General features: G+C 56.2%; 19 protein-coding genes. 3 read left to right on the top strand and 16 right to left on the bottom strand.

All coding sequences use genetic code 11. The features are described from left to right. Positions 1-434 precede the first annotated feature (434 nt). The 6 genes from CU103_RS20985 to CU103_RS21005 all read right to left on the bottom strand — a co-directional run bounded on the left by CU103_RS20985 (position 435) and on the right by CU103_RS21005 (position 5,993). Positions 435-1,076, bottom strand: a complete 642-nt coding sequence (locus tag CU103_RS20985; RefSeq protein WP_106665983.1) for an Isoquinoline 1-oxidoreductase subunit — start codon at positions 1,074-1,076, stop codon at positions 435-437. Between the two features lie 2 nt (positions 1,077-1,078). Further along, positions 1,079-3,235 (bottom strand): xanthine dehydrogenase family protein molybdopterin-binding subunit, encoded by a 2,157-nt coding sequence (locus tag CU103_RS20990; RefSeq protein ID WP_106665984.1) that lies wholly within the window; start codon positions 3,233-3,235, stop codon positions 1,079-1,081. Positions 3,236-3,239: 4 nt separating this feature from the next. After that, a complete protein-coding gene (locus tag CU103_RS20995) occupies positions 3,240-3,698 on the bottom strand; it encodes a (2Fe-2S)-binding protein (RefSeq protein ID WP_106665985.1) in 459 nt (152 codons plus the stop codon). A 357-nt stretch (positions 3,699-4,055) separates the two neighbouring features. Continuing rightward, on the bottom strand, positions 4,056-4,217 hold the full coding sequence (locus tag CU103_RS31495) for a VOC family protein (protein ID WP_170117092.1): 162 nt from the start codon (positions 4,215-4,217) through the stop codon (positions 4,056-4,058). Positions 4,218-4,813: 596 nt separating this feature from the next. After that, positions 4,814-5,560 carry an SDR family NAD(P)-dependent oxidoreductase gene (locus tag CU103_RS21000; protein WP_106665986.1) on the bottom strand — a complete coding sequence of 249 codons (747 nt, stop codon included), beginning with the start codon at positions 5,558-5,560 and terminating at the stop codon, positions 4,814-4,816. Positions 5,561-5,600: 40 nt separating this feature from the next. Further along, positions 5,601-5,993 (bottom strand): DoxX family protein, encoded by a 393-nt coding sequence (locus tag CU103_RS21005; protein ID WP_106665987.1) that lies wholly within the window; start codon positions 5,991-5,993, stop codon positions 5,601-5,603. Positions 5,994-6,147: 154 nt separating this feature from the next. Between CU103_RS21005 and CU103_RS21010 the strand changes: the two genes are divergently transcribed. Next, positions 6,148-6,528 (top strand): winged helix-turn-helix transcriptional regulator, encoded by a 381-nt coding sequence (locus CU103_RS21010; protein WP_106665988.1) that lies wholly within the window; start codon positions 6,148-6,150, stop codon positions 6,526-6,528. Between the two features lie 3 nt (positions 6,529-6,531). On the opposite strand, the gene CU103_RS21015 is transcribed toward CU103_RS21010, so the two are convergent. After that, entirely contained in the window at positions 6,532-7,773 is a 1,242-nt protein-coding gene (locus tag CU103_RS21015; RefSeq protein WP_106665989.1) for an MFS transporter, read from the bottom strand. Positions 7,774-7,870: 97 nt separating this feature from the next. Between CU103_RS21015 and CU103_RS21020 the strand changes: the two genes are divergently transcribed. Next, entirely contained in the window at positions 7,871-8,323 is a 453-nt protein-coding gene (locus CU103_RS21020) for a winged helix-turn-helix transcriptional regulator (protein ID WP_106665990.1), read from the top strand. A 410-nt stretch (positions 8,324-8,733) separates the two neighbouring features. Next, the gene (locus CU103_RS21030) at positions 8,734-9,363 is read left to right on the top strand and encodes a hydrolase (RefSeq protein ID WP_106665992.1); all 630 of its coding nucleotides are present in this window, start codon (positions 8,734-8,736) and stop codon (positions 9,361-9,363) included. Positions 9,364-9,614: 251 nt separating this feature from the next. Here the strand turns inward: CU103_RS21030 and CU103_RS21035 are convergent, their stop codons facing one another. The 9 genes from CU103_RS21035 to CU103_RS21075 all read right to left on the bottom strand — a co-directional run bounded on the left by CU103_RS21035 (position 9,615) and on the right by CU103_RS21075 (position 19,424). Next, positions 9,615-9,857, bottom strand: coding sequence for a DUF2188 domain-containing protein (locus CU103_RS21035; RefSeq protein ID WP_106665993.1), 243 nt, complete (start codon positions 9,855-9,857; stop codon positions 9,615-9,617). A 120-nt stretch (positions 9,858-9,977) separates the two neighbouring features. Beyond that, entirely contained in the window at positions 9,978-12,149 is a 2,172-nt protein-coding gene (locus CU103_RS21040; protein ID WP_245448925.1) for a xanthine dehydrogenase family protein molybdopterin-binding subunit, read from the bottom strand. Positions 12,150-12,195: 46 nt separating this feature from the next. After that, positions 12,196-12,678 (bottom strand): (2Fe-2S)-binding protein, encoded by a 483-nt coding sequence (locus CU103_RS21045; RefSeq protein ID WP_106665995.1) that lies wholly within the window; start codon positions 12,676-12,678, stop codon positions 12,196-12,198. Positions 12,679-12,782: 104 nt separating this feature from the next. Beyond that, entirely contained in the window at positions 12,783-13,472 is a 690-nt protein-coding gene (locus CU103_RS21050) for a YoaK family protein (protein WP_106665996.1), read from the bottom strand. Between the two features lie 69 nt (positions 13,473-13,541). Further along, on the bottom strand, positions 13,542-14,891 hold the full coding sequence (locus CU103_RS21055) for an alginate export family protein (RefSeq protein ID WP_170117093.1): 1,350 nt from the start codon (positions 14,889-14,891) through the stop codon (positions 13,542-13,544). 83 nt (positions 14,892-14,974) lie between these two features. After that, a complete protein-coding gene (locus CU103_RS21060; protein ID WP_106665998.1) occupies positions 14,975-16,621 on the bottom strand; it encodes an MFS transporter in 1,647 nt (548 codons plus the stop codon). Next, entirely contained in the window at positions 16,618-17,067 is a 450-nt protein-coding gene (locus tag CU103_RS21065) for a DoxX family protein (RefSeq protein ID WP_106665999.1), read from the bottom strand. The genes CU103_RS21060 and CU103_RS21065 overlap by 4 nt, the downstream gene beginning before the upstream one ends. 87 nt (positions 17,068-17,154) lie before the next feature. Then, entirely contained in the window at positions 17,155-19,143 is a 1,989-nt protein-coding gene (locus tag CU103_RS21070) for an amidohydrolase (RefSeq protein WP_106666000.1), read from the bottom strand. Next, positions 19,143-19,424: a XapX domain-containing protein gene (locus CU103_RS21075; RefSeq protein WP_106666001.1), complete on the bottom strand. Its 282-nt coding sequence runs from the start codon at positions 19,422-19,424 to the stop codon at positions 19,143-19,145. Before CU103_RS21075 ends, CU103_RS21070 begins: the two co-directional genes overlap by 1 nt. Positions 19,425-19,466 lie beyond the last annotated feature (42 nt).

The raw sequence follows: 19,466 nt of genomic DNA on the forward strand, positions 1-19,466 counted from the left end.
ACATATTTTACCACATGTCCCGGTAGAAGTTCGTCGGGACGCCGATAGCAGAAAGTTCGCGTCTTTCATCCCCGCGATTGCCGGGATTGATCCCAAGGCGCTACCGCTACGTCCGCAGCCTTATAGTGAAACGCCTGTCCTCTTACAGTTCAATGACCGGGCTGCCAACAATTTGGGGCAAGTACATCATCAAAGGCATTGCCGCCAGGTATGCCGAAGAGTTCGTCGTGAAGCCCAAGCGACAGGGCAGGATCATTGGTAAGCGAGTAGGGATTGTCGAGAACGTCATGCATGAAGAGCAGAGGCGCTGGGCTTTCGAAACGCGCAACTTCGGGAACAAATTCGCCTTGCCTAAGTGGACGGAACGCGCGTCTTCACCGAAGCAGCCGGCGAGACCGATCTCTGCCGTTGGGTAAGGGGGGTGCATTTTGGCATTAATCCGGACATTCGGCACCGGTCTTCACCCAAGCGGCGACCAGCGCGGCGAAAGTCTCCTGCGAGCCGGGAGGGGCGCTACGCCCTTCGCCCGGGTGCCAAGCCCATCCGACCAGGTGGTCTTCGCCCATGTGAGTTATGAGATCGGCGTGCGAACGGTTGCCGTTGCGGCTCGTGTCCTTGACCTGCTGGCATATCTCGCTAACCTTCAGCCCTTGCCAGGCCATACTTGCCGGAGCCAATGACCAGTGTGCGTTACCCGGGATAGATTTCATGCGGCTTCCGACGATCGGACGATTTTCGGGGCCATGACAGGTGCTGCATGCAAGACCCAACGGACCCAATGAGCTATTGCTTGCGATCACCAACGGCACGTGCGGATGCTTGTCTTCACCCTGCGTCGGACTGCGTGTCGCGGGATGGCAATTGATGCACCGCGGATGCGTCAAGACGCGGCTGGCCTCTTCGAAAATGGCCTTCGAGCGTGCCCTAGTGTCAACTATCGTATCGAAGTCCGAGACGGCCTTGAGGGCCCCGGCACCCGATGTCTCGGCGTAGCCCCGCAGCGGTCCAACGAGAACAAATGTTCCGGCTGTAGCGAGAACGGATACGATCGCAATGGCTGCAAAACGCATGGCCATGATCACACCCTCCGGAATTCGTGCTGGTCGATCGGCAGCGACCGGAGCCGCTTGCCGGTTGCCGCGAAGATCGCATTGAACAGTGACGGGGCGACACCCGGCGTGCCGACCTCGCCTATGCCGCCTGGCGCTTCCGAACTCGGAACGATGTATACCTCGATCTTTGGCGTTTCGTGGATTCGCAAGACGGGAGAGTCGTCGAAGTTGCTCTCGACGACGGCACCGTTCTGGACAGTTAAGCGCCCGTAGAGTGCCGCGCTGAGACCATAGACGATGCCGCTCAATATCTGCGCGTCCACCGTGTCCGGATTGACAACCTGGCCACAGTCGACTGCAAAGACGATGCGATCGATCTTGAGTTTTCCGTCGTCCCCGACGCTTACCTCAGAGATCATCGCAGCGAAGCTGCCAAAATCCTCCGACAGGGCGATCCCCCTTCCCTTGCCCCGAGGCAAGGTATTCGTCCAGCCGGCTTTCTCTGCGGCCAGATCAAGTGCACCGATGAGACGCGGCTTATGCTGAAGCAGCCGCCTGCGGTACTCGAGCGGATCGATCTTTGCGGCATGAGCCAGTTCGTCGATGCCGCCTTCGATCGGGGGGATGTTGCGCGTGGCACCGACGCCGCGCCAATTACCAGTCAACATTCCGTCCGGAGCCTCGTGGCGCACGAACTCGGTATATTTGTTCGGGATCGCGTATGACGACTCTGCACCGCCCATGATGTCAAGGTCAATGCCATCGCGGGTAAAGGCCGGCAGCCAGCGCGCCATGACGGCGGGACCAATCACGCGATGCCGCCATGACATGGGCAGTCCGTCTGGACCGAGCGTTGCCGTGATCTTGCTGTAATTAAGATATCGATAGCAGTCGTGGCGGATGTCCTCCTCGCGGCTCCAGGTGACCTTTACTGGACCATCCACCTGTGTTGCGATCTTCGCCGCCAGAATTACGCCGTCGACATCGAGCCTTCGGCCGAAACCGCCACCCAGAAGGTGATTATGAACAACAACCTTATCCACAGGAAGGCCCGTGACGTCGGCCACGGCCTGCCGCGCCCGGCCCGCCACTTGGGTGCCGACCCACACGTCGCAACTGTCCTTGCGAACGTGAAGGGTGCAGTTCATAGGCTCCATCGCCGAATGCGCAAGGATCGGGAGGCGGTAGACGAATTCGTGAACCGGCCCGTTTTCAGCTTCGGCCTTCGTGACATCGCCTTCATTAATGTGAGGCAAGGCTTTGCCGCTGGTCGTCGCATCCTCCGCGCGCTTCTCGAGTTCGGCCAATGAAAGATCGCCGCTCGGACCAGCGTCCCACTCGATGGCAATCGCGGCAAGCCCCTTGCGCGCAGCGCCGGTATTGTCAGCCACCACCGCAACCGCGTCCTCGATGCGGACGACCTGTTTGACACCCTTGACCGCCATTGCTGGCTTGTCATCAACGGATCGCAGCTTGCCACCGAAATGGGGACAAATCGCGATAGCCGCGTAGGACACGCCTTCCGGACGGGCGTCGATACCGAATTTTGCGGTTCCGTTGACCTTCTCAGGGCTGTCAAGACGCCGGATGGGCTTGCCGATAAGCTTAAAGCTCGATGCAGCCTTGAGCGGCACTTCCTGCGGAACCGCCTGGGATGCTGCAGCCTGGATCAGGCTGCCATAGGCAGCGCGGCGACCGCTTGCGGCATGAATGACTTGCCCAGCCTCAGCCGTGCATGTTTCAGGCGAGACGCCCCAACCACGCGCCGCAGCGTTCACCAGCATCACACGGGCGCTGGCACCTGCCTTGCGCATCTGCTCGTAAACACCGCGAATGGCAAGGGAACCGCCTGTGATCTGGTCGCCCAGCAAGGGATTTGCGTAACGGGTAGGATCAGCAGGCGCATGCTCCAGCACCACCTGTTCGAGGGTGACTTCGAGTTCTTCGGCGAGCAGCATCGCCACTGAAGTGTAGATACCCTGCCCCATCTCCACGGAAGGCATGATGAGCGCAATTTTGCCATCGGCGGGAATGCGAATGAAGGGGTTTGGTTCAAGGTCGCCCGTAGCAGCCGATGAAAGCGATGGCTGCAATCCAATGATCAGGCCCGCTCCTGTGAGCGATGCGCCGATCAGAAAGTGGCGGCGCGAGACGGAAACGTTGACTTTGTCATGAATCGACATCGCATCACCCCGCCTTTGCCGCTAGCTTGATGGCCGCCCGGATGCGTGGGTAGGTCCCGCATCGGCAGATATTTCCGGCCATGACAGCATCGATATCGTCATCTGTCGGCGACGGATTGGCAGCAAGGAGCGCAGTGGCGGACATGATTTGTCCGGACTGACAATAGCCACACTGCACGACATCGATTTCCAGCCAGGCCCTTTGTACCCGCGCCCCTTCGGCAGTATCACCAATCGCTTCGATCGTGGTGACAGGCTTGCCCACCGCGTCACCGACCGGCATTACGCACGACCGCACGGGTATGCCATCGACATGCACGGTGCAGGCACCGCACATTGCAATGCCACAGCCGAATTTCGTACCGGTAAGACCTATGGTGTCACGAAGGACCCAAAGTAGTGGAATGTCATCATCAACATCGACGGCATAATTAGTGCCGTTAACCAAAAGATTTTGAGACATGTGATCCCCGGCTGAACGCCGTCCCCAACGAACAACAGCAACAACCAAAAGTAGCGAAAACCGCGTGGCGGCGCAATCTTAAACCACTTAGCGCCACATGCCCGGACAGGAACGATACCGAATGCATGGGGCATGAGGAAGCCGTCTTACCATCCGATCCGTCCATAATGGACCGTGAGCTGCCATCGGTAAGGTCTCCGGCGCGTCAAAACTGCCATCGGGCATCGCCTGAATTTGAAACGGGTTGCAAATTTTAGGCAGATTCTAACGAGCCGTGGCCGCAGATCGGCCGCTTCAATCGCCGGTACACAAACAAGAACTCCATGAAATCTTTGTTTTTATTATATAAAATTCAATCTAGTTAGTCCCCGTGTCGATCCACAATTCGTCAGCATAAAAGTGATCACCACCATCGACAACCTCGATACCAAATGTTGCCAACACTGCTTGGTAGAACCTCTTGCTTTCAGCGAGATTGGCAGAATGAAGGTGGTCGATCAGCCGTCGCTTGAGTTCCATAATGATATCCTCTCTCCATGTTTGCGTATTGCGATCAGGTCAATTCCCATAGGGCTGGTGGTCGATCAGAACGAACTCTATAACTTCCTCGGCGATGGTGAGATGGCGCTGAAATATCAGCTACGGGCAAAACAGCTGGATCCCTTCCTTCCCGCCGATTGCCGTGAACTGGAGGCTGTCGCTATTATATCCTCGGACAATACGCAGACACGGTTGCGGTCGCGGCACAGTTGTCGAGGGCGACGCGCATTGCGGCCGCTTACCGCGTCGCAGCATACCGGTACCCAGGCGAGACCCTGATCGCGCCAGGCGCTCCGGTCCGATCCCTCGCTAGGATCGACTGCGTGCCGGTGGGAAACAGCAACAAGCTTCTTCACATCTTCCTGCTTCATGGCTGAGATGATCATTTCCAATACCAGCGTAATTTGGCGGATCGTTCGCGTGCGATAACGATGTCGGCCCAGCGCAGACAGCACTGCATCAGATCCGCGAACGCTTCCCGGTTTTCCGGTTGCTCCAAAGAGAGTTACGTTCAAATTGCATCTGTCATGCAAATGCCTCTCGCGAGGATTTTGTGTAGAGGCAGGCTCTTTATGTTACCGCGCGGCGTCTATAATTGAGCCGCCGTCGGGGGTGAGGCTGGAGCCGGTGACGAACTGCGAATCCTTGCTGGCGAGGAACAGGACGACCGGAGCGATGTCATCTTCTGGAGAGCCAAAACGACCGAGTGCACTGGCTGGCGCGGGTACATTCTTGGCCGCCGCTCCCCAAGTGTCCGCTATCGGCAGAATATTGTTCACCGTGATTTTATCAGCGCCCCATTCATGCGCCGCCGTGCGGGTAAGCGCGCGCACGGCCTCTTTGGCCATGTTGTATGGACCGTACCCCACCAGTCCTATGATACCAGCCATGGAGCCGAAGTTGATGACCCGGCCTTCTCCACTTTTTTTGAGGTGGGGATAGCAGGCTTGCATGAATCGCAGATACGCGATGGGTCCTGTGTCGAAGTTGCGTTGCAATTGCTCGACCGGAAGTTCGATGACCGGAGACAGGACAGCGGAACCATCGAATGCGTTGTTCACGAGAATGTCGATCCGGCCGTAGGCGGTCACGACTTTGTCGACCGCAGCCTTGATCTGATCTGTGTCGCCGACGTCGCAGACAATACCGAGCGCCGTGCCGCCATCTTCGACGATATCTGCAACAACGCGTTCGACGCCCTCGGTCGTTCGCGAAAGAACTGCAACCTTGGCACCTTCAGCGGCTAACAGCTTTGCGGTGGCGCGACCTATGCCACGGCTTGCGCCAGTGACGACCGCCACTTTTCCGTTGAGTCGATTCATGTTTGTCTCCACTTGATAAGGGTAGGGGATTGCTGCGGTGTCAGCGCACCGCTGCTTGAACGTAAGGGGATGGCACATCTCGGGTATCGTTTTGCGTAACGAACGAGGTGATCATGAGAACAAGGCCAATGACTGCAGGCAGAGCTGCCAATGGCTTGCGAACACCGATATGCGCCAAGCCAGATAGAAGCAGGTGAAAAAAGATGCCGGCATAGGCGAGGTCGCTAAGCGGCACGCTGACGCGCGAAAGGATCGCGACGGGGCCGAAGATCTTAATGACGATCAAAAACCACACGAGGTAAGGAGCCTTATACCCAAGCTCCGCCAGAACCCCGCGAACCCAGTCTGCTTTCGTGACATACATAAAGGCCGATGTCAGATAGAGAAGGGACAAAAGCGCCGTGCTGATCCAGTATGCATAGTATCCAGTCATAGTCTCATCCTTGTCGCTAGCTGCCCAGCAACATGTTGTTTATCGAGTCTATCAGTTTGTATTTGGAGCACTTTTTACTGCGCCCCTGGTGGGTGAATTGAAAATGTCGTTTAAGATCGAATATTGCAAGTAGGATGAATTACTGGTGGCTAGTATGGAAATGAAGACTATGGTCGATGAAGAAATCAATATGCATGAGGAAATGCGACGCGCCTTCGCACTGCTTTCGGGCAAGTGGAAGCTCGAAATCATGTGGCTGCTTAATCAGCGGGTCTACAGATTTGGGGAACTGAGGAAGGCCATACCCGGCATCACCCAACACATGCTGACGGTACAACTGCGCGAGCTCGAAGCAGACGGTCTTTTGTCCCGAACCATCTTTGCGGAGGTTCCTCCACGTGTCGAATATGAGATTACGCAAAAGGCGCGCGGGCTCGGCCCGACGATGGAAGCGCTGACTGCGTGGTGGAGGGAGTATGGAAAGAGCGTTCCGATTAAACCCAGCGCGCGAGGCAGGAAGTCTAAAATTGCCTAACAGCTAGGACGAAATACCGACGCGCGTAAACAGCCAGAAGAGCAAAGCAGCCAAGCTGAACGTTGCGCCGAGGATTGAAACGCCAGTCCAGCCGAAATTTGCATAGAGTGTGGTTGAGAAGATGGCTCCGAGCGCGCTGCCTGCCGAATAGAATACCATGTAACCGCCAACCAGGCGGCTACGTGCTTCAGGGTGACCAGCAAAGATCAGGCTCTGGTTGGTGACGTGGACCGCCTGAACTGCAAAATCGAGCAGGATCACGCCAGTAGTGAAGGCGAATAACGATTGCGGCAAAAAGCCGATGGGAAGCCATGACAGGGTGAGCAAAGCAAGGGATAGACCCGTTGTCCAGTGCGCTAACCCGCAATCTGCAAGACGCCCGGCGCTGCTCGCCGCTAACGCGCCAGCCAGTCCGGCTAATCCGAACAGGCCGATTTCGGTGTGCGACAGCCCAAAGGGCGCGGCCCTCAGTGGCAAGACCATCGCGGTCCACAGTGTGCTGAAACTTGCAAATATGAGAAAAGCGAGGACCGCCCGCTCACGCAAGTGCCGTTCCCGAATGAACAGAACGAGGACGGATTTCAGGATCGTGCCGTAGCTCTCCGTGCCGACCATCGGAACATGTCGTGGCAGGACGCGTGAAATCAACGCCCCCAAAACGATCATCAGCAATGCGGATGTAACATAGACGGCTCGCCAGCCTCCCAGATCGGCCAGCATCCCTGACACGAAGCGGGCGGAAAGAATTCCAATGACCACGCCGCTTGTCACAAGGCCTACGGCGCGGCCCCGTTCTTGGGGAGGTGCGAGAGTCGCGGTGAAGGCCACAAGTACCTGCACTACAACTGCGAGAAGGCCCACGGCTAACATGCCAGCGAAGAGGATAGCCGCACTTGGTGCAATGGCGACCACAGCCAGCGCGGCTGCCGACAGAAGAATTTGAGCGATAATGAGCTTGCGGCGGTCAACAAGATCGCCCAAGGGAACGATGAACAAAAGCCCTGTAGCGTAACCGATCTGCGTCAAAGTAATGACGAATCCAATGGCGGGTAAGCTGATGGAAAAATCCGCCGCCATAGTGTCGAGCAGCGGTTGCGCGTAGTAGATGTTGGCAACGCTGATGCCGCATGTCACGGCAAAGATCAAAACCAACCATTTGGGCAAGCAGGGAGCTAGCTGGAGTTGGGATTGCGCGTCGTCTGCTTGGTTCTGGAAGCGTTCATTGACTGTCGTGGTCGTGCCCATGTTCGTGGTCCTCGTTTCTAGTCTTATAACAAGACCACTTGCGGTGCGGCGAATCTAGTTCTATTTTAGAACCAGAATCATGTTGGAAATGAGCGCTATGAAACGGAAGAGTTTTCGAGAGGCTGAATGCCCTGTGGCGCGGAGCCTGGATGCGATAGGCGACTGGTGGTCGCTTCTGATCGTCCGCGATGCGTTCGACGGGATCAAACGCTTCAGTGAGTTCCAGCAAAATCTCGGCATCGCCAAAGGTATGCTAACGACTCGCCTACGCGATCTTGTAGAGGCTGGCGTTCTTAACCTAGCGCCCGCCTCCGATGGAAGCGCCTATCGTGAATACGTCCTGACGGACAAAGGGCGCAATCTGTTCCTTGTTATCGTCGCTCTACGGCAATGGGGGGAAGATCATCTTTATCGCGAGGATGAAAAGCATTCCGTTCTGGTGGATGCCGATGAAAGAAATCCGGTTTCGCGGCTCACAGTATATTCAGCTGACGGTCGCCAACTCGCATGGGACGAAACTCGCATCGTCGCAGCCAATGGAGCGCAATAGGATGCAGTCCGATGGGCTGCAATCTCAGAACAGCTATCAAAACTGCCAATACAACCTGTCCCCAATCCCATTAGATACCAGACTGGATACGACTGGCAAGACCATCATCGTCGTCGTACAAATCATCATATGCCGAGAAATCTTCATCTGGGACTGGAAAATTCTTGGCTGGTGGGCGAAACAAGCCCGATAAGGCCCGTCACAGCGATGGCACCGATCTCCTGTCACTCACTACGCGGCACGTCGTCCGATGGATAAACATCGGACGCCCTTTCAGCCGGACGAGCGAATTAAAATCGGGCGACATTGCGCAAACACAGGCCTTTTATTCAAGAGAACTGCGGAAGTCGATCGTACAGGTAGATTGATGTTCGTCGTAACCATCCGATTCAAAATTGCTGGAGTTTGCCATGGCCGCTAAAGCCCACCTCATTGATCCATCGGAGTGTTGTCTGCTGCTCATCGACCAGCAGGCGGGGCTTGCGTTTGGTGTTGGCTCCGTTGACCGCCAAATGCTGCTGAACAACGTTGTGGCGTTGGTCAAAACGGCAAAAACATTTGATATCCCGATCATTGTTTCAACCTCGGCAACCAAAGTCTACAGCGGTCCGTTGATGCCCGCGATCAGCCAGCATATACCGGACGTGAAAGTGATTGACCGACGCAATATGAATGTTTGGGAAGACGAAGCTGCGGGAAATGCTGTGATCGATACAGGGCGGCGGCACTTGATAGTTTCCGGACTTCTAACGGAAGCTTGCGTGTCATTTCCCGTATTGTCTGCACTTGGGGATGGATATGATGTTTCAGTGGTGGGTGATGCCTGCGGCGGTTTGACGGTTGCCAGCCACGAACTTGCGCTGCGCCGCATGGCATCGGCTGGGGCAACCATGACATCCTGGATACAGGTCCTGCTCGAATTGCAGAGGGATTGGACAAGACACGAAACCTATGAAGGGGCTCGCTCGATTGTCGAGACCCATGGCGGTGGTTATGGCATAGGCCTGTCCTATGCCCGCGATATGATCCATCCCGTATAATCGCAGCTACGGTTGATATCCCGCACGGCAAGTCTTGCTGGCGGACACGTTGACTGGGGCTTCAAGACCGACAGGTTCCAGTGCATCTAACTGATTTCCGGGAGTCCCACGAAAGTTGTCGGAGGACCCCGAGATCAAGTAAAGTCATCGATCATGGGTCTCAATCGGGATTGACCATCGCACTGTTGCCCACCTGCCATCGCTGGCTGGTCATCTGATATTCGGACTTCACACACTCGTTCTGGAGAGATTTAACCGTCGTCCTCCACGCCAACCTCGGGGCGGTCTCCTCCACTTACGCTTTCCCGTCGCCAGATCCCGTCTTCGGTCTCGTAGCTGATCTGGGCATCCTGACCGCCAACTTGTTGTCGGCGAGCTGCTTGCTTGGCCGCTCCCAATGCCTTGTCGTGGGTCGGAAACGTTTCAGACCAGACGTCATCGAGGCGATAAGCCCAACCACCGTCGTGGGCGTGAACATGGTAAGTTAGCTGCATAACGTCTCCAATATTTTAGATTCTAAACACATTCGCCCCGATGTCAGGGTCTAATTTGCGCTCTGGTTTTAGCAAATGCGCGGTAATGGTGATTTAAGCGACCGGACTTCCGAGGTACATCTAAGCTCCTTGCGCTAGTAAGCTGGAATCGATTGGCAATTTACGCAATCTCTTGCCTGTTGCCGCAAATATCGCGTTTACAACCGCTGGCGCTATCCCGGAAGTGCCGGGCTCTCCCATGCCACCGGGAGATTCGTTGCTCTGGATTATGTTCACGTCAATCAACGGTGCTTCATTGATGCGAAGCATTCGGTAGGTGTCGAAATTTGACTGTTCTACCTTTCCGTTTTTGATGGTTATCTCGCCGTATAGTGCTGCCGTTAGTCCGAATATAACACCGCCTTGAACCTGGGCATTCACGGTATCAGGATTGATGATGGTTCCTGCATCCAGCGCACAAGTCACGCGCTTCACCTTTACGGCACCATTGGTGCTTACGCTCACCTCGGCGACTTGTGCCATGTACATCCCGAAGCCGTTAAAGATGGAAATTCCTCTGCCGCTTCCGGAGGGCAGGGGAGTTCCCCATCCCGATTTCTCCGCAACAAGGTCAAGCACAGCCAACGCTCGGGTGTCTTTCTTGAGAAGGTTTCTCCTATAGGAAACGGGATCTTGGCCGGCCGTTGTCGCCAGCTCATCGATGAAGCACTCCACAATAAAAGCATTGTGCGTGAATCCCACGCCGCGCCACCATCCGGTGGTTAGTCCGGCAGGAGGTTCGTGCCGGACATAATCGACAAGTACGTTGGCAAAATCATAAGGGCCGGAGCCGCCTTCAACCGCGTCATTGTCGATGCCGTTCTTGAATTTGAAAGGTTCCCATCGAGCTATGATGGATGAACCCGTCACCTTGTGATGGAATGCAAGCGGAACACCTGACTGATCGAGACCTGCAGACAAGCGGTCATAATAATATGGCCTGAAAATATCGTGCTGAATGTCTTCTTCTCGCGTCCATATGAATTTCACCGGACCCGCAACCTGTTTCGCAAATTGCACTGCTTGATGGATGCTGTCGACGTCCAGGCGACGACCGAAACCACCTCCGACGAGATGATTGTGAACAGTAACTTTTTCAAGCGGCAGCCCAGACGCCTCTGCTGCAGCCGCCTGCGCTCGCGAAACCACCTGTGTACCCACCCAGACTTCGCAGGAATCCTCCTGAACATGTACTGTACAGTTGATAGGCTCCATAGGCGCGTGTGACAGGAACGGCATTTGGTAGACGGCGTCCACGCGGGTAGCTGCTGAGTCCAACGCCGCGGCCACATCGCCGCGCTGCACAGCGACGGCTCCGGGTGTCTCCGACGCAACTGCGAGCTGTGCAACGATGTCCGCAATACCGGTCGCTTCATTGGGGCCTGCTTCCCAAATGATGGAAAGAGCGGCAAGGCCTTTCTTTGCGGCCGCCATGTGGTCAGCCACGACCGCTACGGCATTATCGAGCTGTACGATCTGACGAACGCCCCGTACAGCGAGGGCGTTCTTGGGATCGACGCTTGCCAATCTGCCGCCCAGAACCGGGCAGGCCGAAACAGTAGCTACTTTTAGGCCGGAGAGCTTGACGTCGATCCCGTAGACGGCCGACCCATTGAGCTTTTCGGGCGTGTCGAGGCGCTTTGCAGCCTTTCCAATAAGTTTGAATTCGGAGGGCATCTTCAATTTTACGTCGGCTGGCGGCGGAATTGATGCAGCGATCTGTATCAATTCGCCGTATCCGACTTTTCGCATTGTAGGTGAATGAACTACCGTCCCATTTTCCGCGTGGCAGCTGGCCGCATCCACGTTCCATCCCTTGGCGGCAGCTGCAATCAGCATTTCGCGCACCGTGGCACCAACCTTGCGCAAGGGATCGTAGAATGCTCTCACCGAAGTTGAGCCGCCGGTCACCTGTTCACCAATCAGGGCATTGCCGAACAGCGTGTCACCAGGAGGCGCATGTTTGACAGTGATCGTGCTTAGTTCAATCTCGAGTTCCTCTGCAATGAGCATCGGCATCGACGTATACGTTCCTTGCCCCATCTCCACCTGCGATATCGTCAGGCTCACATGTCCGTCGCGATCAATCTGGACAACGGCGTTGGGGATGAACGGCGGTATGTCAACTTCAGTGGAGGCGGCATCCTGCGTATGCCGCTGAGCGTACCGAGCAATTTGAGGCAGTCCAAAGACAACAGTAAATGCTCCCCCCACGCCCAATCCGGCTTGAATAAAGGAGCGCCGGGTAGGCATGGCTGCATCACTACTTTTTCCAGGGCGTTGACCGTCGTGTTTCATGTTATTTGCCTTCTGCGGCATTCGCCCTAATGGTCTGGGCGGCCATCTTGATTGCTGCCCGTATGCGGGGATAAGTCCCGCAACGGCATATGTTGCCGGACATCGCGTCATCAATGTCGGTATCGCTAGGGTTACTGTTGTCGGTCAGGAGCGCTGTCGCAGACATGATCTGTCCGGATTGGCAGTAACCGCACTGTGGTACTTCCAACTCATGCCAAGCGGCCTGGACCTTACGACCGACGCTGCTGTCGCTCATCGTTTCGATCGTGCTGATTGCAGATGTACCTATGCTGTCTACCGTCGTAACGCATGAACGGGTCGCAACGCCGTCAACATGAACGGTACAAGCCCCGCAAAGCGCCATACCACATCCAAATTTCGTGCCTGTGAGCCCAAGAATGTCGCGCAGAATCCACAACAGAGGAGTGTCATCGTCCACATCCACGTCGTGGTCGACACCGTTTACTTGAAGTTTGAAAGCCATAAATCGATCTCTTCAAAATTGAATCCTGCAGCAAAGTAGCGGGTGACCGCCGACAGGGCTTGTCGGAAATTGCAGCCTTTGAACAAAGCGACTGTACTGATTGATCAGAGAGATGAGTTGACCTGTTCGCCCGACGCTTCCCGAAGAAGGAGGGCGACGAGAGCAAGCAAGGGGGGCACAATGAAACAATCGATTTGGACAATCAGATAGAGTGCAGCGGCCAACCCGCAACCGCAGGCGAAGGCGAAGACGCTCAACACCATTTTCTTGACCCTTTCCCTGACGCCCTCAATTTTGTCGGCTTCTGTCCCATGCAGCAAATCCGCGAAATCGATCATAATCTGAGTGGTCGTGCCAGTCATCAGCGTTGTCGGTGGCGCAGTAGCCAGGTGAATACGGTGAACAGCGTTCTGGATCGCCATGGCCGACACCAATACCATCCCAGTCACCAAAGCTGTCCAACTGTCGCCGTCCGGGAATGGGCCATAAGAAATTGCCAGGACAGCGGCGACAGACAAAAGCAACAACTTGATCGACAGCATGGTGCGGAGAACGGGCAACTTGTATCTGGTGAGGCAGTAGCCAAGCAGTCTGGTTAAAACGACGATGCAGCAAAACACCGGCAATGCCATCAATTTTGCAAGAGCTCCGGATGTTCCGTAAACCAAGGATGCGCCAAGGGTTACAAAGTTTCCGGTGACGTGGGCGGTGAACAGTCCCTGAAGTGCCAGAAATCCTGCTGTGTCCACATAACCGCCATTGAAACTGAGAAGTGCCGGGAGTTTGGGTTTCATTATATCCGCCTTTTCTGCATGCTGATCAGCAAATCGCGATGGTGATTGAAGCAGCTGATGCAGGTTGAATTAAAAGAGCCATTGCGCCGAAGCCGAGACAAAATCACCGGACCGCCCGCCCGCGTCCTTGATCCGCTGGCCCGGAGAAAAATGCACATATGTTCCGTTCAAGTTGAGATGATCGGATACCTGCCAGCCGACCGTCGCAGTGATCTGCTGGCCAATAAAACGCCCGGTTCCGCCCGATGTACCCTTGGCCGGATTCAGCGGCGGGACATAAAAACTGTCAGCTTCGGCCTCTTTCCAGAGCGGGTTCCAACCGATGTTCAGTTCGAGTTTGGGCGACAGCTGCAATGTGACGTTCGGCTGGATATCGATGAGGTTGGCGGGGGCCGCCAAGTTCGCCTCGGAGAAGTACGGGAGCTTGGGGAACAAGGGGTTAAACGTGCCCAACCTTTGGTCATGCAAGTCGTGATCGCCGCTTATGACATCAGCGTTAAGCCCCAGGCGGGGAGAAAAAAGGACATCTTCAAACGTGTAACCGATGTCTGAGGACACCGTCCACGCGCTGATGTTGTCTGTTCCGAAGGTTCCGAACTGATAAGCGGCCTCAATATTCCAGTCAAATGCATCATGTTTGCCAAAGAACCGTGTGCCAATAGTCTGACGTTGTTCGTCGGCGGTCCCTTGTGCGAACCGCGCATTTTTCCTTTCCAGTCCGAAATAATAAAGATCCGCCTTCAGGTCGGCGATCCCGGGCACGTTCGCGGTTGCGTAAAGTCCCCAAAAGGCCTGGTTTGGGTCATTGCTGTCATTGAATATTCCGGTCTGCGGGGCGACCGGCCTAGTCACGAACGCATCGATGCGCTCACTGTCTGGTCCGCTCCATGACACCCGCACGCCGTCGAAAGAACGACGGATATTCGGGCTCTCCCTGACAGACACCAGCCTCGAGGATCCGAAACTCATTTCCTGCCGTCCCGCCCGGACGGAGAATTTTCCTTGCGACAACGGTAGGGTAACCTCACCAAAGCCCTGCAGAATATCAAGCTCGTCTTTTTGCGTTGGCGACGGCTCCGCGGCTTCGCCGGCAATGAGGCCACTTGCCAGTTCGGTAAACGTACGAAGGTAAGGGCCGTAATGAACATCGGCAAACAGATACGCCCGCTGCAGCAGGTAGTCATTCCGTGCAGGCGCACCTAAGCCAAAAACGGGATTGCGCGAATATTCATAGCGTTCCCGAAGCTCACCGCCGATGGTCACGTACCACGATCCGTCGCCGTTCAAGGGAATCCATTTCAGCGCGTCGAGCGGATCGGCACGTTTCGAAGGATCACGGAGGGCGGTCCAGTCTTCGTCGGAACGGGAGCTTTTATAGGCGGGTCGTTCCTCGGACCTTGCCGCCGGGATCAGAGTCACGGAGGCGCATATGCCCCAAAGAAGCGCCACAGAGGAGGCCCTTAGCGAATACTGCCTCGTCCGGACTGATGCACTCGAGTCGGTCATGTCGTCACGGTCTTCCGCTTGGACTTGCGGTTCACCCGGCGTGCATCCAGTGTCAGGAAATGCCGCACGATGGGCCTGTCCGGACCGATATGGAATTTTATTGTTTCCTGCTGAAGATCAGCATCAGCTTTTGAGACCCTCTTATGTTGCCGGAGATGCTCGGCCCAAGATTCCACCATGAACCACTCCACGATCTTTTCGGGATCAGCAGAGTCTTCGGTCACTCCCCAACTATACGCGCCATCCCGCCTCCGCTCTTCGGAAAGCTCAGCCAAGGCCTGCAGGAATGCGGTCCGGTCATTTTTACGCACGGCATATTCGATGAGGATAAGGACGGGTCCGCGATCATGTTCAATGGGATCGGCAATAAGCGGTTCAGGCCAATGGTTGGACGCCACAAGGTCGGCTTCACCTACCGGCAATTTAATCCGATGGAGAACAAGCGCGACAACGGCCAATCCCAACGCGCCGATAACAAGCGTGTTGGGGACGCCTACCGCCTCCGCTACCGCACCCCAGCCCAAACTCCCGAGCGCCATCGCTCCGTTGAATACGGTCAAATAAACGGCCAGTGCTCTGCCGCGGACCCAATTGGGAAGAATGGCCTGAGCCGCACCATTTAATGTCGTCAGCGCGATTATCCAGGCCGCGCCGAGGACCAGCAAGACCATGATGGCCAGCCCGCGCGGTGGCGCAATCGACAACACGCCCATGACGATCGCTGTCGCTAGTGCGGACGCTAAAAGCAGACCGTCGGCATCGAGTCGTGAGCGGAGCCGCGGCAGCAAGAGCGCCCCTGCGATTGCGCCGGCTCCTACAGCGCCAAGCAGGATTCCGTAAAAGCCCGCATCGCCTGCGAGCAGGTTTCGTGCCACCAACGGTAGCAAGGCCCACACGGCACTGGAGAATGCGAAGAAAATTGCGGCGCGCAGAAGCACAATATGCAGTTCGCGGCTTGCCCGAGCGTACCTCAATCCTGCCCGAAACGCGCCGAAGAAATGTTCCGAAAGTGCATCGTCTGCGTCGGGGGCCCTGCGCCACCAGATCAGCGCAGCTATGACGAAGGCATAACTGATCACGTCGGCGCTATAGGTGACGGCTGCTCCAAGCGCGGCAAGGATGAGTCCGCCCGCGGCCGGCCCGATGGATCGCGCGATGTTGATGCCGAGCGAATTCAGTGCGACTGCACTCTTCAGGTCCTGACGGGGAACAAGTTCAGGCACGATAGCTTGCCACGTCGGGCCCATGAGTGCGGCCCCAATGCCTCCGACGAAAGTCAGGGCAACGAGGGAACTCACGGTCAGCAAGCCGCTGTAGGACAATATCATCAGCGACGCGCTTACCGAAGCGAGCAGAAGCTGTATGACGATAAGGAACTTGCGGCGATCGAGAATGTCGGACATCACTCCCGCAGGAATTGCCAGCAAGAAAATCGGCAGTGTCCCTGCTGCCTGAACCATTGCAACTGCTGCTGGGGCGTTTGACAGATCTGTCACCAACCAGGAGCTTGCCACATCACGCATGAAGCTTCCGGTGTTTCCGAGGACAGTCGCTGCCCAGAGGACTGCGAAAACGGGCTGACGAAAAGGCGCAAAGCCGCTCGTCTCGGATGTCTTATGATCCGATCCTGATACATTGGTCATGTTGGTTTTCCGTTACTCTCACCGCCTTGGGAGCGAAGGTCATGCCAGGCAATCAGAATGAAACCTCCGACCAGGCCGAGATGCTCGAAGAACGAATTCGTCATCATGAACCGTTCCGGAGGCAAGGCTTCCCAGAAACGGTTTGCGACAAATGTTGCCAGCAGCGTAAATCCTGCGAGGCTGAGCGCTCCTAACCAGCGGTAAATCCCGCTCAGTATCATGATCGACGCAATCAACTCGAGCGCAATGGTCAAGACTGCAAAAGGGACTGCGGGCGCAAGCCCGAAGTGATTCATTTCCGCAATGGCGCTACTGAAATCAAAGAGCTTTGTGAGGCCGCCCTGTATATAAGCAGCGCAGAGGCCAAGCAAAGCAAGCCATCTCAATGGCGGCGTGGCGCACCGCGCAGCTACGCGGGTCACCATCGGTAAGCGTCTCTCAGACATTCTTGTCTCCCATCTTCGCGACCGGGTATTGCAGCGCGCGGTGCGCCACCAGCGACAGGCGAACCACTAGGACAGTCAGATCCGACATCAGACTGCCCAACACGCACAGCCGAGCGCACCCCAAAATCCCTTGAGGTCCGAGATCGGAAGTTGTTTTGACCAGGCGTTGGCGTGATCGTGTCCATGTACGTTGCAGGTATTGCTGCAGCCGCACATCGATGCCGCCTTGATGCGTAACGAGTTCTTGCCTGCGCCTTGGGGTTCGCCCCAAGCCGCGTAACCTCCAAAAGTCCGCACCGGAGACCAGTCGGGCATGGCAGGCGGCACGGGATTTTCATCCAGAACTTCAAAATCACCGCTGCCGTAGACAACCTTGCCACCAACAATAGTCAGCTCAGACGTGATGTGGCTGATCTCATCTTCCCTGCAGGAGAAAAAGTCGCGGTCAGGAACGATGAGGTCGGCCAGTTGACCTTTTTCTATCCGTCCCTTCTTGCCTTCCTCGTTCGAAAACCAAGTCACGTTCTCCGTCCACATCCGGAGTGCCGTTTCGCGGTCCAAGCAGTTTCGCTCGGGATAGATGCGCATACCGCCGACCGTGCGTCCGGTTATCAGCCATGAGAGCGAAACCCATGGATTATAGGAGGCGACGCGGGTGGCATCGGTACCTGCCGACACCTTGACACCTCTTTCAAGAATCTTCGCTACGGGCGGTGTCGCCTCGGCCGCACCCTTTCCATAGCGCTCGACAAAGTATTCGCCCTGATAGGCCATGCGGTGCTGAACAGCTATGCCGCCGCCAAGCGCCGCGATCCGGTCTATCGACTGATCTGAAATTGTTTCGGCGTGGTCGAAAAACCAGTTGAGTCCTTCCAGGGGGATTTCCTTGTTCACTTTCTCGAACACATCGAGGGAACGGGAGATCGTTTCGTCGTAGGTCGCATGCATCCGCCAGGGCCAGTGGTTCTGGGCCAGAATCCGAACGACGCCCTCAAGATCATCTTCCATCTCCGTCGGCATGTCCGGCCGGGGCTGGCGAAAATCCTCAAAATCGGCGGCGGAGAAAACCAGCATTTCGCCGGCTCCGTTGTGACGGAAATAGTCGTCACCTTGCTTGTATTGCGATGTGCGTGTCCAGTTGAGGAAGTCTTCCTTCTCTTCGTCGGGTTTTTGAGTGAAGAGATTGTACGCAAGGCGGATGGTCAGTTGCCCTTCGTCAGAAAGCTTCTGGATCACCGCGTAGTCTTCAGGATAATTCTGAAATCCGCCGCCCGCGTCGATTGCTCCCGTAACGCCAAGGCGGTTCAGCTCGCGCATGAAATGACGCGTCGAATTCACCTGGTAATCGAACGGCAGCTTTGGACCCTTGGCGAGCGTCGCATAGAGGATAGCGGCATTCGGCTTGGCCAAGAGCAGGCCGGTGGGATTCCCCTTGGCGTCCCGCGTGATCTCGCCGCCATGGGGTGCCGGAGTGTCACGATCGTAGCCTACGGCCCGCAACGCCGCTCCATTAAGGAGCGCGCGGTCATAGAGGTGCAGCAGAAAAACGGGAGTGTCGGGAGCTGCCGCGTTAATCTCATCAATGGTGGGCAGACGTTTCTCCGCGAACTGGTGTTCGGTGAAACCGCCTACAACGCGCACCCATTGCGGGGGAGGCGTGATTGCGACCTGACGCTTCAGCATGTCCATAGCGTCGGCCAGCGACCGCACCCCGTCCCATCTAAGCTCCATATTGAAGTTCAATCCTCCCCGGATAATGTGGAGATGATTGTCAATCAGCCCGGGCAATGCCCGACGTCCCTTGAGATCGATAACCGTGGTTTCCGAGTTTCGAAGCGCCAAAATCTCGTCGTCCTGCCCTACCGCCAAAAACTTCCCGTCCTTGATCGCTACTGCGGTGGGGTTTGGGTTGCCGCGGTCCAAAGTCGTAATCTTGCCATGATAGAGGATGAGTTCGGCAGCCATGTTGGTTTCTCCGGGATTGGTGTTTTTGTCGCTTGCGAACACAGGCGAGATAAGCTTCGACAACGCGATGCCTGAGGCAGCAGCCTCCAAGAAATTGCGGCGTGTCGGCATCAGCCTTGGCTCCGCTTAGTGACGACGTCAGCACGCTTCGAGACTGTTGCGGCTTTGGGTAAATCACCGAACATGTGGGGCTTGATCTGGTTGAGCCAGGAAACCGCAGCTGGCTCTTTGCTCCAGAGGTGCTTTACAAGCGGCGGAATTTGTTCCCCCACCAGGATGCCAAGCAAGCCGATCAGGGCAATAACCGGCGGGGCGGGAGACCGGACATTGAGTAGCGCATAGATCACGCCAACCAAGAGACCCGCTGCGAGTGATATCAGATACATTCTCATGAACCCATTGGCTCCTTGACTAACATTACATCAGAAGGGGAG

The sequence above is a fragment of the Phyllobacterium sophorae genome (genome assembly GCF_003010965.1).
GTDB lineage: Bacteria > Pseudomonadota > Alphaproteobacteria > Rhizobiales > Rhizobiaceae > Phyllobacterium > Phyllobacterium sophorae.